Raw genomic sequence first — 17,442 nt, forward strand, 5'->3', positions numbered from 1 at the left:
TAACGTACCTGAGAGGGTTCATCCCTGACATATTATTCTCCATAATTTGGACCAAAGCTTGCCAATTGTATTGCATTTGGCTCTGAGATAGTATTCAAAACGTTGTCACTTATTTATAAATAAACATATGGAAGTGTTATTTTGACACTAAATTTAAGAAGCGTGATGCCGATAGGCTATCAGGCAAGTGGAGTTAATACTCTTCTTAAAGGCATAATATTTGCGGCAATCCTTGTGTCTGAATCAGTAATTGCTCGGGCGCTGTCATTGGTACCCTATGATAGTCCGCCTGAGTTAGAGGGCGGGCGTGGGTATGTTTTGGTAAAGCTCGATGTAGGAGGTACTGCGCCCTCAATAGAGTTTGCTAAGATGTACGCTAATGGAAATAAATACCTGCTGAGTGGGCAAAAATATAAACTGCGAAAGAAAGGTCGTTATAAAGTCAGCCTCAAGGATAAGTCCGAAGGCTTTTACCTGATGACAGTCCCTGCTGGCCTGTACCAAATTACCCAAATAAATGCACCTTACTTCAATCTTCCCTACAAACTAGATACTGCTAAGCGGCGCACATGGCGTTTTCATGTGGAAGCTGGAAAAACAAATTATATTGGCAGCTTGTTTATAGGTAAGCAAAGAAAGTCAGATACGGTAGAGGTCTATTTCAAAAATCGAATAGCAACAGATTTAGATGGAGTTCAAGAAGCCTTAAACTCATTAACTGAGTTGTATCCTCTGGTATCTGGTGCGGGAGTGCAAGATGAATTCTTGCAAAGTTGGTTAAGTCCTCTGGAGATAAATCAATGATTGTTTTTTTTCGAGGGGCTTTATTGGTTTTGTTATGCATTCTGGTGAAAATTGGTCCAGTAGTAGCAATGCCAGCAGAAAGCTACTTTAAATCGGTTGATACTATAACAGCACAGGTTAGTCCAGATGGAAGGTTGGTAGCGTCCATTAAGCAGAGTGACGCTAGTCAAAAGTTAGATATTTGGAGTCGTAAAGATGGATCTAGTCATACCCTAATTGATCTCGAAACATTGACTTCCAGGGATGCATCAATTCAATTTATCCGTTGGGTTGGCCCAAAGTATCTTGTTGCCCAGTTTAAGGAAGTCAAGAAGGGTGTTAAAAATTTACTAGATACCAAGCCAGCTTATCGACTATTAGTGCTTGATGTATCAGGCTCCGAAGGCCAGCCTCCAGAAATATTTGAGGTAAAAACGCCGGGTTGGTTGGTCCATGCGTTGCCAAACAGGCCGGGCCATTTTCTGTATGCAAAAAGTGGGATTTACTCCAAGGTATACAGTATTGACGTATCTAAGCTTAACCGATTTAAACAGAAAGCAAGTAAACTTTTACGAAAAGATGGAGGCCAGTTTACAGTTCAGAATGAAGTGGCGTCGGTTGAAGGGTATGCGATACGCTGGTTTTTTGATCCATCAGGCCAGCCAAAGTCCGTTTTGTTTTTCAATGACAGCAAGCTTCATCTGAGTAAAGTTGTTGATGGAAACTCTACCGCCCCAATAAAGAGTTGGTCTGAAGAAGAGTTGGAAGAGGAGCCCGCTCCCGGAGCAGAGCATGGAGTCCTTATTCCGGTGTCTATAAGTTCAGAGCCTGGAACTTACTTTTGTTTAGATACTAATTCGGAGAAAGATCGGGTAGTTTACCGCTGCAATTTCACTAGTGGAGAACAGAGCATAGCTTATCGATCTGATAGCTACGATATTATCGATCTGGTAATAGAGCAATCGACAGGGGAGTTGATTGGTGTAAAAGTCGTTCATAATGGACGGTTAGAATATCAATATATTGATGAGGATAGACAAGAAAAAAATGGCATGGCGAGTCTACTAAAAACAACAGTAGGAAGAAGCCTCGATAGTACTATAGAACTTTACTATAGTGAGAGCCACGGCCAGCCAGGACGTTATTTCATTAGCAGGAAAAACCAGAAAATTGACCAGCTAGTGGCCTCAAAATTTCCACATTTAAATGATCAGCTTGAGAGTCGCCAATACCACGAGCAGGTTAAAGTGGAGGGATTGGATATTCCCTATATATTGACCATGCCAAAAGGTAACGGGCCATTCCCTCTTATAGTTATGCCACATGGTGGTCCTCTTGGCGTTTTTGACCATCAGTATTTTGACTACTATACACAGTTCTTTGTGGCGAATAATTATGCCGTTTTAAGGGTGAATTATCGAGGGTCGAGTGGTTATTCAACTGAGCTGGAGGAAGCGGGTGTTCACCAGTGGGGTAACTTAATGCTTGAAGATATATTTCAAGCAACAAAGGTGGTAAGTGACCGAAGCGATATTTTGTCTTCGGAAATTTGTTCTGTTGGAATGAGTTATGGTGGATATGCTGCACTAATGATGGCTATCAAACACCAGCAATTGTTCCGCTGTGCAGTCAGTGTGGCCGGTGTCACAGATGTTAACCTCTACCTGAACTCACCCTATGCAACTGAGGCTCAAAGTAAGTGGATGCAGGAGAATGTTGGAGATACTGTTAAAGACTATGGCAAACTGAAGGACATTTCACCGGTATATCTGGCACAAAACCTTCAAAGGCCTGTATTTATTATTCATGGTGAGAAGGATGAAACTGTTGATGTTGAACATATGTACCGCATGAATATGATGTTAAGTAAGTTTGATAAGGACTATGAGTGGAAACTATATCCAGATATGGCTCATGGCCCTACTGATAGTGAGCACCATAGAGCTATTTTTGGGTCGATCATCAGTTTCCTTAAAAAGAACATGTAGGTTTCTGGGATTATGGAGGCTCGGAGTAATTTCATAGCAGTATTTGTGGGATTACTTAGAGCCATCTATTACCCAATTAGAGAGCTAGCTGAGACTTTAATACTCTCCTTTAAGATGGAAAGAAAACTGCGAGATACTGGGATAAGTGTATCTGTTCCGGAAAGTCGGACAAAATGGCGTCGTGACTGTAACTTTAATTCAAGGATTCTATGGCTGTTAATGATGTAGCTTCGATGTAATCGGTAAAAAGTTTCCTTAGGTAGCTGCTCACTGAAACTGTCAAGTGTCATATCTGAAATAATGGTATTTGTATTGTGGGATTTAACTCCTGTCTCGGTAAGGTGGATGCGACGATAACGACCGATACTGTCGATATAGTTAATTTGGTCATATTCAAATATCTTCATTTGATTGTAATCACTCAAAACCAATCGGTTTCCGCTTGTCGAAGACGTCTGTTGCCCTAAGGCATACATCTCTTGCCGTAATATCTTGCGAATGCTTTTCTTTATTAATTCTGGATGAGCAGGCTTTGTCAAATAGTCGATTGCATTTGTGTCGAACGCACGCAGGGCATAGTGCTGATAGGCTGTTAGAAAGACAAGTTGATAGTTTATATGTTGAGTTGCATTGGCCACATCAAAGCCATTCACCTCTGGCATTTCAATATCAAGGAAAACGATATCAGGGCTTTTGGTTACGATCTGCTTTATTGCTGACTTTCCATCAGTTACTTGCGCCACAACTTTCAATTCATCGAAGGTGTTAATTACTTCTATTAGATTGGATCTTGCTGCAGGTTCATCATCGACAATAATTACTTTTTTAGTATTCATTTTCGCCATTTTCAATCTACGGGGTTATGGATGAATTTACTTGTGGGAAGCGAATTTTCAAACTTGCTCCTTCACCGCTTGAATTTAACTTGAGGGCGTGGTTGTCACTGAAGTTGACTCTTAATGTTTGAGTTAGAATACGTAATCCTTCACCATAGGTAATGTTCTTGTCATCAAAGCATGCCCCTGTATCCTGAACTTCCACTTCTATGTAGCTATTATTTAGTTCGACATTTACACTCACATGACCACTTTTAGCGTAGGGTGCAATACCGTACTTTATGGCATTTTCCACAGCTGGCATTAGTAGTAATGACGGTATATTCATTCCATTCAAATTTTGTGGGCAGTCAATATCAAAGGTGAATCGATCCTCAAAGCGCTTTTGCTGCAGCAAGAGGTATAACTCGATTAATCTTAGTTCTTCCTCAATAGTTATCCATTGGGTTTTGGTTAAGTTGATTGTGTCGCGCAATAAATCGGAAAGGCTGTAAATGAGCTCTTTAGCTTTTGATGGGTGCTGAATGACTTCTGATGCAATCAAATTTAGGGTGTTAAATAGAAAGTGAGGATTAGATTGCATTTTAAGTATTTGTAGCTCTGCCTGTTGTGCATGAAGCTGCGAGCGATAGAAGAAACTTTGCTGTTGAAATATATATATGGCAAAAATATAAACTGTGGATTCAAGTAGTATTATCGCCAATGGTAATATTTTAATATCAGGTACTTTAAAAGTTAATGGGGGTTCTACGATCGGTGCAATGCTTATAAATAGAAAAATGACTACAATTGGTCTAAGTAAGTAGGTATGTTTTTCTTTTAATAATCGTAGAGGGCTGTTGGGAAGATTTTCAATAAAAATGAAAAGAAGGTGACAAAAAATAAATGTTCCCCATATTTTAGCTGTAGCCAACAGGAAGAGGTGGGGGGTTAGTGACTCAAGTGAATAAAGTGTAGCAGAGACGATAAAGATATTCACCCATGGCCAAATTAGAAGAAATATCCATGCTTGGATCTTATTTATTTTGCGAAATTCAAACAAGGTTCCTTGCCTATATTGCATTCAATATCGATTTTATATATCAGAATATCAACAGTGAATGATATAGGTAATCTTATATGAAAGAAACTTGCCATTTGCTCCATTGAGCTTGAAATATGCACCGTTCATACAAAACATTCTCGATTGCAAGCAAATTTTTAAGTATCTAAGCATAAGTTTATGTATCTCAGGTTCTTAAATTGGCGGAGGTTAGTCATGTGCTTTTTTATTGAGTTTTCCCTGTTTAATTAATGATAAAACTTCCAACAGTTCTGGTCGTGCGGAGATTTTCACCATCCGCACAATTCTGTTATAGGTGGATGATCTGATGGTGATATGAATATCCTCTCCAGTTAAAGGAATTTATATTTAATGTAAAAGGAAGGTTTATATTATGAATTATTCTTTTGTCTCTATATCTATAACTCCCCAATATATCTCTATATTCCGGTGCCTGTTCGGTATCTGCTTTTTGGGTTCCCTATTGGTTGCTTGTGACTCGGATGACTCTGAAGATGTCTCAGGGACAGAGATTCCCTTAGTTACAGGTCCAAATAGCGATGCTTGTAAATTGTCTGAAAGTGAAATATATGCAACCGCTACGGGTTTGGAATATATTGTTACTCCCGATGCCTGTTTTGACTCCCTTTCAGGATATGAATTTGAGCCAAGTTACGTAGAAATTGACGGCTTAAATATGCATTACGTGGATGTTGGGCCTGATAATGGCGAAGTTATATTGTTACTACATGGCCAACCCAGCTGGTCCTATTTATACCGAAAAATGATCCCGATCCTTGCTGATGCCGGTTACCGAGTGATTGCACCAGATAATATTGGAATGGGAAGGTCAGACAAGCCGATCGACGTCACAGTTCATCAATATGAACAACATGTTGCTTGGACTAAGGCGTTTATTGATAAGTTAAATTTAACTGATATTAATCTATTTGTACAAGATTGGGGAAGTGTTATTGGTCTTCGTATTGCAGGTGATATGCCACAAGTTATCGGAAGGCTAGTTGTCGCGAATGGTGACCTTCCGGTGATTCCATTGGGGGGAAATCCTTATATATACCCGACTTTTGAGATTGATGAATCACTGGGTGATGCAGAAACATTCTTTACTTCAAAATCGACTGACAGGGTGGAGGGATTCCAACAATGGATTAACTATGCTTCTAGTGTACCGGAATTAATTGCTGGAGATGTGGTACAAACATTGACTATTAACCTGCTAAGTGATGAGGAAGTACTTGCGTATAACGCCCCCTACCCAAATATTGAGTATAAAGCGGCAATACGAGCATTTCCTGCGATGATGGTAGGCATTGAAATGCAGAATTTTTCTGCCTGGAAAACACTTGGAGCTTTTCACAACCCATTTATGTTTAATGCCGGTGAGTATGATATCAACTTGGGGAGTATTGAAACGCAACAGAAGTGGGTGGAGCATGTACCAGGTTCGGATGATGGTGATCATAGGCGCTTTGCTGCAGGCCACTTTATTCAAGACGATGTAGGCGAGGAATTGGCCATACACTTTTTAGATTTCTTGCGAAATACTACGGTTGAGGAACCATTGCAAGCTGGCGGTCCACTCTTTAATTTTCGCTATTGTGAGATATTACTGTCTTATCTAGACGGAGCTGAGGAGTCAACAGAGATTTGGGGTACCCCGGGTGTTAATTTTTGTCCCCAAAATCAGTGGGATGCTATCAACTTCAGCGATATAGAAATTGAGTATGGTGCGCTTTTTGCAATTCCTAACGGGCCGCGTTTTTTTGTGGTGGATGAAATTTTAGGTGGCGATATTGTCTCACCTAGTCCGGATGATGAACACCGTTTTTTCGGTGACTTAGAAATGCGCTTATTGACTACCACGAATTATAGTTCTGATCTCGGAGAGAGTGTTTCCTATATTCCTGGACAAGTACTAAGGAATAATACTTGGTTGTTTTATGAAGGCCGTCGTGTTTATGAGCTAACTGATATCAGTGGGCAGGTGTATATTATGCAATCATTTAGTCGTATTGAGGTCTCTGATCTTCAGTTTGACGATTTAAAAGACCTGGGAAGTCGCCTCAATCTGCCAGAAGGCTGGACATTTAGAAGTCGCATTCTAAGTGAGCCATTAGAAGTCTCCGCCATCGATGGTATTGCTGAGGTGGTACAAGACGACTTAGGTAATAGCTACCAGTTAGTGCCGTAATATAAATGAAGTAACATTCATCGGTGTTATAAGGAATTACTGTTCTTTAAGAAGCCCATTTTTATTAAAGTGGGCTTCTTATGCATCGCCATACCCTTCAAGTGCATAGGTTAATGGAGGCTTAGGTGGTCTCTATGTCAAGTTGCTAGCGCTTGTTACTTGTGACTCTGCCAATTAAACGAGTTTCACGCTCTATCCCTGGGATTTATCTATAAATATCCTCGCTTCGCCGATATTCCGCATTTGAGGTGTTGAAACTCATTTTGTTACAGTGCCTACTATAAAATAGGAAATTGAAGTTTTCTTTATAGAAACCTTTTTAATGAGTTTTATGTTGCGGTCTTATAAGAATGATTAATGTAAAAAGAGCGGGTTTAGGTGTATTGGTAGTTTCATCGGTCCTAATGGGGTGCTCAGTTACTGATAACCAAACTGATGTGGCCGGTAGGGAAGCTATTGACAACTCGGCGCTACTCCATGATCTAGCGGATCAATATGCTGAAGCTTATTTAGAAAACTTCCAGCCGTACGCTTACTTCTCAGATATGGAGCTGGACAGGCACAACCTTTTTTTAAGTAACTCCCCCAGTAACGCTGCCTCTCTAGCGGCATCTGAGGACAGAATACTCAATAAATTGGCAGAGATAGATCTTAATGGTCTAAAAAGTGATCAAGAGAAGGTATTCTACTTCAAACTAAAAGAGCGATTAGAGTCCAATGTTGGCCTAAGGGTGTGTAAGACTGAACTCTGGTCTGTTGATCATATGTTTGGGCCTCATATCATTCTTGGCTTTTTGACCGAGGTTCAGCCGGTTGAAACAGCCCAAGAAAAGGCAGATGCGATTGAACGTTGGCTTGACGCGGCTCGTTACTATGAGCAAGAAATAGCCAATCTCCGCCGGGGGTTAGAGCAAGGTTACTCCGCACCTCAGAGTGTGGTTAAGCGAGTCATTCAGCAAGTTGATGGCTTGACCCAAGTACCTATCGATGAGCACCCGTTCTTGGGGTTAGCGAAGAAAGCTGGGGACCCTGAGTTTGAAGCTGCATTTAAACAGGTGCTTTCAGATTACGTTATCCCCTCAATGGAGAATTACAAGAATTTTCTAGAGTCTGCCTATTTACCTGAAGCCAGAGCGGAGCTTGGTATCCATGCGATTCCTAATGGCCGTAAATGTTATATGGCTCAGTATCGTTCTTATACGACTTTGCAGAGAACACCTGAAGAAGTTTTTGAGTTGGGTTTAAGGGCTGTCAACTCAAACAAGAGCGAAGTGGTTCGCTTAGGCAAGGAGTTCTATCAAGTAGATTCCTATTCTGAGGCAGTGGCAAGGGCCAGTGAGGATAAAACTCAGAAATTTAATAGCGCTGATGAAATGCATCAGTTTTATGAGCGCCTGGTAGATAAGTCTAGAGATTTAACCGTTGACTTCTTCCATGAAATGCCTTTGATCGAAATGGAAGTAAAAGCTATCCCTGAGCATGAACAGGGATCAGGTCGCAGCGCACACTATATTCCGGGCACCAAGGAGCGCAAGGCGAGATTTGGATATGATCCGACAACTTACAAGGATGAGTCTTACGCTTCTGCAGAGAAGGTTACTATCCACGAAGGGTACCCGGGCCATCATATGCAAATTGCTCTCGTACAAGAGCAAGAAAAGTTTCACAAAATAGAAGATGCTTTGTCTAACTCTGCTTTTGCTGAAGGTTGGGGTAGGTACTCTGAACATCTAGCGGAGGAAGCGGGAATGTATCAGTATGGGTCAACCAAGATCCTAAGGAGAGCATGGCCTGCGCGAGGTATGGTAGCGGACACCGCAATGCATGTACTCGATTGGAGTGATGAAAAGGTTGCGGAGTTTTTGCAGGATTCTGGCGCTTCATTTGCAAAAGGCCCGAGGACTCTGATGGACCGAATGGCGGTTATGCCTGCGCAGCTTACTTCTTATGATTCTGGTGCCCTCGAGATTTTCGCCTTGCGAGAACTGATGCAAAATGAACTTGGTGAAGACTTCGATATTAAGGACTTCCATGAAATCATTCTGAGAAATGGCAATGTTCCTATGGCCGTACTAAGTGAGCAGGTAAGGGATTTCATTCAGGATAAGAAGCAAGGGTAGCTGCGTTTAAGTCTGATCTCGGGCTCGTGTTATTGCGAGCCTGAGCTACACAGTTGGGTGCCAATTAATTTTTGACTAAGTGTCAGCGCTATATAAGTTGGGTTCCCGAATTGGGCTATGTTTAATTTTTTTACTATAGTGGTTTTTTCCTTCCCAGTTACGATTTTAATCAGTCACCTAAAGTTATCTGATCTGATTAAGTACCAATTTGAGAGGTACCATGAAAAATGGCTTAGGGATGGAAGTCCGATGGCTTTGTTTTTCAAACCGAGGGGCTCTTCCTCTTATGCCTTTCATGCTGTATGTAACAGGTTGGCTCGAGGGGAGAGGCCGGGTTGGATCTTTGGTGATCCTTATGCAGAAATACTCTTTGGGAAAGTGAATTTTTGGGATGAATTTTCTAAATATCACACAATTCTCTTCGCTATCTCTATATTTTTATTCCTCTGGTAGTTGTTAAGATGGTTATAAAGTGGGTAGTTAATTGTTCTCTTAAGAAGTTGCTGCTGCCTGAGTCAAAGTAACTACCCCAAATAAAGCTTCGTAATTATTAATATGATGTTTTTAGGAGGCCTTACACTTACTAAATCCCCATTTGCCTGGACGCCAGATCCCGCATAATTTCTTCAGATCCGCCACCAATCGCATTCACCCGCACTTCACGATATATACGCTCAACACGGCTGCCGCGCATATAGCCTGCGCCGCCCAATACCTGCATAGCCTCCCGAGCGCAGAACTCAAGAGTTTCTGTGGCTTGGACTTTGAGTAGTGCGATATCCGCTACTTTGAGCTGATGTTGTTGCTCTGCCCAGGCACAGAGGTCCAGATAGGCTTGGGTGGCATTGATACGTTGAAGCATCTGGGCAAATTTGTGTCGAATCACTTGGTGATTGGCGAGACGCTTTCCGAAAGTCTGGCGCTCCTGGGCCCACTCAATGGCGTCCTGCAAACAGACCCGGCTGAACTCTACACAGGAAGCGGCAATGCCCAGGCGCTCGCGATTGAAGTTGTGCACTATGGGCAAGAAACCTTGGTTCTCACCGCCAATTAGATTACTCGCGGGCACGCGCACCTGATCAAAAAAGATACTGGCCGTATCAGAACACCACCAGCCCTGCTTTTTATCGAGAAGCTGCCGGCTAACGCCTTCGGCATCCGCAGGGATTAAGAGCAGGGAGATACCGCCGAAGCCTTCCTCGCCAGTGCGCACCGCAGTAGTAAACCAGTTAGCGCGCATACCGCCGGTGATATAGGTCTTTTCGCCGGTAACGATATAGTCATCCCCATCACGCTCTGCGCGGCACTGAAGATTGGCTACATCGGAGCCTGCGCCTGGCTCGGTAACAGCCAGGGAAATATGCTTTTCGCCACGTAATACCGAGGGAATAACCTGATCTTTTAGGGCCTCACTGCCATAGTGCAGTAATGGGGGCAGGGCAATGCCGTGGACCATTAGGCTGGCGTAGAGACCACCAGCGCCGGGGCGGGCTAACTCCTCTGCGGCAACAATCATATGGAAGACATCGGTTTCGATGCCGCCGTAGTTTTCCGGATAACTCATCTGCAGAAGGCCAACTTCTGCGGCTTTTTTCCAAAGCTCGGCGGGTAGCTGGCCGTCTTCGTCCCATTCAGTAATGTAGGGAGTAATCTCGCGGTCGACAAAGCGGCGCAACTGGGTGCGCCATTCCTGATGGCCTTCGTCATAGAAGGGGCTTGCCATACGGGAGGCATCAATATCGTACATGCTGATCTCCTTTAGGAAGTAGCGTCGCTGGGGATTTTGGCGGTTTCCGTGGGAGCGGCTTCGATCTGAACTAACAGCTGGCCACCGCGTACCTGGTCTCCTTCACAGGCGCCCAGTTTAATTACGGTACCGTCGCGGTCTGCGCGCAGGGCGTGCTCCATTTTCATAGCTTCCATTAAGGCGATAGTGTCTCCCCGCTGAACTCTTTGATTGGGCTCAACCAATACCTGCACCAGGCAACCGTCCATAGGGGCCGTGATGCGGCCACTGCCTTCATTAAGGCTCGATTTGGCCGGGGCGTGGGTGATATCGACAAAATGAAATTGCCTGCCGTCTAACAGGAGATGCAGATTGCTTTGGTTGGCTAGGAACAGTCTCTTTTGGCTAACGCCATCCAGCAGGAGTTCAGCACTATAAACTCCACTTTCTTTTTTTGATTTCTCAAAATGGACCCACTGAATCAGGAACTGCTGGTCGCCTACTGAGATTTGATAAGAATTATCTACTAACGCCAGCAGCTCACAGTTTAGGGTTTGTCCTGCAATTTCCAGTCGGTAGTTGATCGGCACGCTGTTGTCACCACTGCGCCAGTCACTGCGGCCGCTACGCCGATCCTGAGGGTTGGCTTGGTGCAAGTGATTAAGTAATGTGGCTTGGGCTGCGATTACTGCTGGAACTGGTTCTGCGGATGTCAGCGTGCTCTTTTGGTCGAGAAAGCTGGTATCGGCATCGCCAGCGATAAACTGTGATTCGGCCAGGATCTTCTGCAGGAAATGGATATTGTTTTTGGGGCCGATAAATTCCAGCCGGGTTAGGGCTTGAGTTAGCTTGCGCCGAGCTTCTTCTCGATCCTGCCCCCAAGCAATTAATTTGCCGAGCATGGGGTCGTAAAATGGCGTAATTTCGCAACCATTTTTCAAAGCGTGGTCGATACGGATTCCTTGCCCCTTTGGCGCTACCCAGTGGAGTACTTTTCCGGCCTGGGGCAGGAATTGTTGTTCCGGGTCTTCGGCATACAGGCGGACTTCAATGGCGTGCCCCTGCTGGGAGACTTGCTGCTGGGAAACGCATAGGGCTTCGCCGCGTGCTACTGCCAGTTGCCAAGCTACCAGGTCAAAACCGGTTACCATTTCTGTTACCGGGTGCTCTACTTGCAACCGGGTGTTCATTTCCAGGAAATAGAATTCGCCGTTGGGGCAGAGTAGAAACTCTACGGTGCCCGCGCCTAGATAACCGCAGGCTCGCGCGGCGTCGACAGCTGCTTGCCCCATTCTTTCCCGCAGTTGGGTGTCGACCGCTGGGGAAGGGCACTCTTCGACCACTTTTTGATGGCGTCGCTGTACGGAGCAATCCCGCTCCCCCAGGTGAATACAGTTGCCATGACGATCCGCAAATACCTGGATTTCGATATGGCGAGCGTTGACCAGTGCCTTTTCCAGAATTAACTCGTCGCTGCCGAATGCACTCATGGATTCACTGCGGGCGGCGCGCAACTGGGAGGCCAGCTCGTTGTCTCCGTGAGCCAGGCGCATGCCGCGCCCACCACCGCCTGCGGCAGCTTTGATCATTAACGGGAAGCCAATGCGCCGCGCCTCGGCGACCAGGGTGTCGTCGTCCTGGGCACCCTGGAAGCCGGGAATACAGGGTACGCCGGCAGCGGCAACAAACTCCTTGGCTTTGCGTTTGTTGCCCATCAATTCTATGACTTCGGCACTCGGGCCAACAAAACTCAGTCCATTCTCTTCGCAAGCGCTGGCAAATTCCGCATTCTCAGCGAGAAAGCCGTAGCCAGGGTGGACGGCAGTGGCTCCGGATTTTTTAGCTGCGGCGAGAATTTTTTGGATATCCAGATAGGACTCTGCCGAAGTCTGCCCGCCAATGGCTACGGCGATATCGGCAGTCTGTGCGTGAAGTGCATCGCAGTCCGCATCGCTGTAGACGGCGACTGTGCGATAGCCTTCCGCCCGAGCAGTTCGCATAATTCGCAGTGCGATCTCGCCTCGATTGGCGATTAACAGGGTCTCTGTTGTCGACATCAGTGCTGCCACTCCGGTGATCGTTTTTCCAGAAATGCACGGGCGCCTTCCCGCCCTTCATGGCCTTGAATTGCACGGGAAAACTGCTGCGCAGCGCCGTCGAGCAGTTGGCCGAGGGCAGTCTCATCGCTCACCCGTGCAGCATCCAGCAAGATCTGCTTGGTCGTTGCCAGGGCGCCGGGAGCGCAGGCATTGATCGCGCCCAAGTGTTCCTGCAGCGCGCCTTCGAGGGCTTCGGAATTATCGAGCAACTGGTGGATTAACCCAATTTCCAAGGCCTGCTGTGCATTGACTTTTGCTCCGCTCAGGGCCAGGCGTCGGGCCTGGGAGAGGCCGACCCGTGCCACGACAAAGGGAGCAATTTGTGCAGGCGGTAAACCCAGGCGGGTTTCCGGAAGGGCAAAGCGGCAACTGCGATCGGCGATAGCAATATCGGCACTGCAAGCGAGCCCGAAACCACCGCCCATTACGGCACCTTCCAGTACGGCAATGACTATTAAAGGGGTGCGATTAAAGCGTTCCATCAGTTCACCGAAACGACGGTTTAGGTGAAAAAATACATCACTATTTCCATCGCTCGCGCCCTGCTGAGCATTGAGCATATCGGCAATATCGCCACCGGCGCAGAAGTTGTGTTCTGCACCCCGCAGTACCAACGCTCGCACCTGCGGATCTTCTTCCGCTTCTGCGAGTTTTTGCAGAAGCTCATCTACCATTTGCAAACTGATGGCGTTGCGCTGTTGCGGGCGATTTAGCGTGAGATGGCGGGCGATGCCGATGGTTTCATCAATAATTGTCTCCATGGCCTGACCTCACGCGGTGGGTTTGCGTTTGCTGGGCAGTATGCCCATCAGCTTACAGATAATGCCGAGCATTACTTCATCTGCACCGCCGCCGATAGCGGTGAGACGGCTATCCCGGTATGCGCGGTTGATGACAGTCTCCTCGATATAGCCCATGCCACCCCAGAACTGCAGGCACTGATCGGGAATAGAGCGGGACAGGCGACCAGCCTTGAGCTTGGCCATTGAAGCAAGGGTAGTGACATCTTGACCTGCCACATAAGCTTCCACCGCGCGCCAGGTTAGAGAGCGCAGGCATTCCACTTCGGTCTGCATTTCTGCGAGGGCAAAGTGGATAGTTTGATTGTCGATCAATGGTGCTTTAAAGGCATGGCGTTCGCGCACATAGTCGATGGTGCTGGTTACACAGTGCTCCAGGCCTTTTAAGTTCAGCGCGGCGCCGGCGAGGCGTTCTTCCTGGAACTGAAGCATCTGCAATAGGAATCCGGCACCTTCATCGCCGATACGGAAATGCTTGGGCACCCTTACATTGTCAAAAAAGATGGGAGCGGTTTCCGATGAGCGCATGCCCAGTTTGTCGAGTTTTTCGCCGATGCGTACCCCTGGCGTTTTTGCCGGAATAATGATCAGGGATTTGTTGCTGTGGGCTTTGCCCTCACTGGTATTCACCAGGGTGCAGAAAAAGTCTGCGCAGGGGGCGTTGGTGATCCACATCTTGCTGCCGTTGATCACATAGTCGTCGCCATCGTTTTTGGCAGTGGTTTTAATTGAAGCAACATCGGAACCGGCGCCGGGTTCGGATACGGCGATTGCGCCGATCATCTCGCCACTCACAGCGGGAATCAGGAACTGCTCTTTCAGATCCTGGCTGCCAAAATTAGCCAGAGCCGGGGTGCACATGGAGGTTTGCACTGAAATTGACAGGGGTACGCCGCCACAGTGGGCGCTGCCCAGCTCTTCCAGGAAAACGGTTTCGTAACTGAAGTCGAGGCCCAGACCACCGAAGTCCGTGGACTTGCTGATGCCCAGCAGGCCCAGGTTGGCCAGTTGTTGGAAAATTTCGTGGATAGGAAAGCGGCCGGCCTTTTCCCATTCCGCCACATTGGGATTGATTTCCTGCTGTACAAAGTTTTGTACAGTGCGCTGCAGTTCCCGGTGTTGATCGCTAAATATCATTATTGTTTTCCCTGCCTTGAAGTGTGAACCCGGTGATTGTGTTAATGGGCAACCGCATTTCCTTGTTGCCCCGGTTTTTCGTTAGAACCTAGCTACGCCAAAGGTATTTTTATTGAGTTTTCTCTGCTCGGCCTCATTGCAAATTTCTAGCAACATGCCTAAAAGTTTGCGTGTATCGCGGGGATCGATAATGCCGTCATCCCAGAGGCGTGCACTGCAGGCGAGAGCATCGGAATTGCCATGCATAAATGCGCTGGTGTCATTTTCCAATTTGTCCAATACAGTCTCATCCACATTGCCACTGCGTTGCATTTTTTGCTCGGTGACGATGCGCATTACCTTGCCGGCCTGGGCTGCGCCCATAACTGCGGTGCGGGAATTGGGCCAGGCAAAAATAAAGCGGGGATCGAATCCGCGACCGCACATGGCGTAGTTGCCGGCCCCGTAGGAACCGCCCACGACAATACTGAGTTTTGGTACGCTGGCATTGGCCACGGCCTGAATCATTTTGGCCCCGTGCTTGATGATGCCGTTGCGCTCCACCTCGGTACCCACCATAAAGCCGGTGGTGTTATGTAAAAACAGCAGTGGAGTGCCACTCTGTTCGCACAACTGAATAAACTGCGCGGCCTTGTTGGCCCCCTTGGGGGTGATCGGGCCGTTATTCCCAATAATTCCTACAGGAAAGCCTTCAATACGAATATGGCCACATACGGTTTGTCGATCGAATTCCGGCTTGAAATCCAGCATGGCAGAGCCGTCGGCGATACGAGCGAGAATTTCGCGCACGTCGTAGGGCTTTTTGCTGTCTGCTGGAATCAGGCCGAGCAGGTCGTCGATAGGATGCAATGGGTCTCGGTAGTCTTTTTGTACTGAGCTTTTAATGGGTGAGGCTAGGGTGGCAATAATTTCCCTTGCTATGCGGATACCATCGGCGTCGTTCTCAGCTAAGTAATCGCCACTGCCGGATTCGGTACAGTGCATTTCCGCTCCGCCGAGGCTTTCCGCATCGGCAATTTCACCGGTGGCTGCTTTCAGTAGCGGCGGCCCAGCCAGATACATACCGGTTTGCCCGCGTACCATGACCACATAATCTGACAGGCCTGGCTGGTAAGCACCGCCGGCAGTAGCGCCGCCATGTACCACGGTTACTTGCGGAATACCGGCAGCGGACATTCGAGCCTGGTTAGCAAACCCCCGCCCGCCGGGAGCGAAAGTGTCGCTGGCATACATCAGGTTGGCACCACCACTTTGTGCCAGGGCGACAATCGGCAAATGATTCTCCAGAGCGATCCTCTGCATTCGCAGGGCTTTATCCATCCCGGCTGGTGAGATGGTGCCACCTTTTACGGCATAGTTATCCACCCGTACCATGCAACGTTGTCCGCTGACCTGGCCAATGCCACAAATGGCTCCACCACCCGCACCGGTACCATCCTGGTCGTCAAAAAGTTTATAGCCGGCAAGGGAGCACAACTCTACAAAAGGCGCGCCGGGGTCGAGCAATAAATTAAGGCGCTCCCTTGGCAGCAGCCAGCCCCTGTCACGATAGCGCGCAGCCTTACTTTTCTCTGCCTGTACCGGGCGTTGCTCAGCTTCACGAAAATGGTTGATCTGTTCCAGCATGGCAGCTTGGTTGTCATTGAACTCTGCCGAGCGGTTGTCGAGCTGGGAATCAATCGGCTGCATTAGAGCTTGCCCTCCGCTTCCAATTCTTCCACTACCTGCGGCCGACGTTTGCGATGGAATCCGTTGAAGCGCTTAGAGTTACGGGCCGCCTGTGGCTGCCAAAGGGGAGAGTGATGTTTGAGACTCGAGCCACCATCGATACGCAGCGTTTGTCCAGTGATATAGCTGGCGGCATCGGAAAGCAGGAAGCACACGGCCCCACTAATTTCCGCTTCCTCTCCCAATCGATAGAGGGGAATACTGTCTCGGAAGCCCGGTAATAGCTCGCGCAGGAATTTGGGGTCGTAAGTATCAAAGCCGCTGGAGAGAATATAGCCTGGCGCTACAGCATTAACTCGAACCCCAAAAGGTGCCCACTCTAAGGCGGAGGTTTCGGTAATATTTTCCATGCCTGCTCGAGCGGCACCGGAATGCCCCATCATTGGCATACCGCCGGCGTTATCTGCGGTGATATTTACGATACTGCCGCCGTGCTGTTTCATAGATTGAACAAAAACTTCTCGGGACATTAAAAAGCCACCGAGCAGGTTACTGCGTACAACAGCATCGAACCCTTTTGTGTTGATCTGCTCAAGGGGTGAGGGGAACTGGCCACCGGCATTGTTCACTAATCCGTGAATTTGGCCCCGGGCCTGGACTATTTGCCCCACTGTCTCCTGCACCCCTTCTTCATCGCGGATGTCCAGGCTGAATAAGCTGCACTCGCCAGCATCGTTGTTGATCTCGCCGGCAACCCTTTCCAGCTTGTCCAGTTTGCGCCCGATCAATACTACATGGGCGCCGAGGCTGGCCAATTCGTGGGCAATGCAGCGTCCAATACCGCTGCCGCCGCCGGTGACGATATAGGTTTGCTCGCTAAAGCTGCCGGAGCGCAGCTGGCTTTGATAGCGCATGAAAGTTTCCTTTTTTACGGCCTTACGGCTAATTCAGTTTTTATTGTTCTTGTCGGCGCTTGCGCCTGCGTGTGGGAAAACGCAGAATGGCTTAACGCTACCAAGCAAGCGCTTGGT

At 47.3% G+C, this 17,442-nt stretch carries 12 protein-coding genes; 4 read left to right on the forward strand and 8 right to left on the reverse strand.

Features of this window, described 5'->3' with window-relative positions; all coding sequences use genetic code 11:
* Positions 1 to 141 precede the first annotated feature (141 nt).
* Together QT397_13205 and QT397_13210 are read left to right on the forward strand one after the other, a co-directional pair.
* On the forward strand, positions 142 to 804 hold the full coding sequence (locus tag QT397_13205) for a hypothetical protein (protein WNZ58248.1): 663 nt from the start codon (positions 142 to 144) through the stop codon (positions 802 to 804).
* Positions 801 to 2,771: a prolyl oligopeptidase family serine peptidase gene (locus QT397_13210; protein WNZ58249.1), complete on the forward strand. Its 1,971-nt coding sequence runs from the start codon at positions 801 to 803 to the stop codon at positions 2,769 to 2,771. The genes QT397_13205 and QT397_13210 overlap by 4 nt, the downstream gene beginning before the upstream one ends.
* Before the next feature lie 68 nt (positions 2,772 to 2,839).
* Here QT397_13210 and QT397_13215 read toward each other — a convergent pair whose 3' ends face one another.
* Together QT397_13215 and QT397_13220 are read right to left on the reverse strand one after the other, a co-directional pair.
* The gene (locus QT397_13215) at positions 2,840 to 3,616 is read right to left on the reverse strand and encodes a LytTR family DNA-binding domain-containing protein (protein ID WNZ58250.1); all 777 of its coding nucleotides are present in this window, start codon (positions 3,614 to 3,616) and stop codon (positions 2,840 to 2,842) included.
* 7 nt (positions 3,617 to 3,623) lie between these two features.
* The gene (locus QT397_13220) at positions 3,624 to 4,649 is read right to left on the reverse strand and encodes a histidine kinase (protein WNZ58251.1); all 1,026 of its coding nucleotides are present in this window, start codon (positions 4,647 to 4,649) and stop codon (positions 3,624 to 3,626) included.
* Between the two features lie 394 nt (positions 4,650 to 5,043).
* Here QT397_13220 and QT397_13225 point away from each other — a divergent pair, with 394 nt between their 5' ends.
* Both QT397_13225 and QT397_13230 read left to right on the forward strand, forming a co-directional pair.
* A complete protein-coding gene (locus QT397_13225; GenBank protein WNZ58252.1) occupies positions 5,044 to 6,861 on the forward strand; it encodes a haloalkane dehalogenase in 1,818 nt (605 codons plus the stop codon).
* A 350-nt stretch (positions 6,862 to 7,211) separates the two neighbouring features.
* Positions 7,212 to 8,981 carry a DUF885 domain-containing protein gene (locus QT397_13230; GenBank protein WNZ58253.1) on the forward strand — a complete coding sequence of 590 codons (1,770 nt, stop codon included), beginning with the start codon at positions 7,212 to 7,214 and terminating at the stop codon, positions 8,979 to 8,981.
* 583 nt (positions 8,982 to 9,564) lie between these two features.
* Here QT397_13230 and QT397_13235 read toward each other — a convergent pair.
* The 6 genes from QT397_13235 to QT397_13260 form a co-directional block, all read right to left on the reverse strand.
* Positions 9,565 to 10,728, reverse strand: a complete 1,164-nt coding sequence (locus tag QT397_13235; GenBank protein ID WNZ58254.1) for an acyl-CoA dehydrogenase family protein — start codon at positions 10,726 to 10,728, stop codon at positions 9,565 to 9,567.
* Positions 10,729 to 10,739: 11 nt separating this feature from the next.
* Positions 10,740 to 12,764 carry an acetyl-CoA carboxylase biotin carboxylase subunit gene (locus QT397_13240; protein ID WNZ58255.1) on the reverse strand — a complete coding sequence of 675 codons (2,025 nt, stop codon included), beginning with the start codon at positions 12,762 to 12,764 and terminating at the stop codon, positions 10,740 to 10,742.
* Positions 12,764 to 13,567, reverse strand: a complete 804-nt coding sequence (locus tag QT397_13245; GenBank protein ID WNZ58256.1) for an enoyl-CoA hydratase/isomerase family protein — start codon at positions 13,565 to 13,567, stop codon at positions 12,764 to 12,766. The genes QT397_13240 and QT397_13245 overlap by 1 nt, the downstream gene beginning before the upstream one ends.
* A 9-nt stretch (positions 13,568 to 13,576) precedes the next feature.
* Positions 13,577 to 14,743 (reverse strand): acyl-CoA dehydrogenase family protein, encoded by a 1,167-nt coding sequence (locus QT397_13250; GenBank protein ID WNZ58257.1) that lies wholly within the window; start codon positions 14,741 to 14,743, stop codon positions 13,577 to 13,579.
* Between the two features lie 81 nt (positions 14,744 to 14,824).
* Positions 14,825 to 16,432, reverse strand: coding sequence for an acyl-CoA carboxylase subunit beta (locus tag QT397_13255; protein ID WNZ58258.1), 1,608 nt, complete (start codon positions 16,430 to 16,432; stop codon positions 14,825 to 14,827).
* Complete coding sequence (locus QT397_13260; GenBank protein ID WNZ58259.1) at positions 16,432 to 17,325, reverse strand: SDR family oxidoreductase; 894 nt, start codon at positions 17,323 to 17,325, stop codon at positions 16,432 to 16,434. Before QT397_13260 ends, QT397_13255 begins: the two co-directional genes overlap by 1 nt.
* Between the last annotated feature and the right edge of the window lie 117 nt (positions 17,326 to 17,442).

It is taken from the genome of Microbulbifer sp. MKSA007 (assembly GCA_032615215.1).
Classification (GTDB): domain Bacteria; phylum Pseudomonadota; class Gammaproteobacteria; order Pseudomonadales; family Cellvibrionaceae; genus Microbulbifer.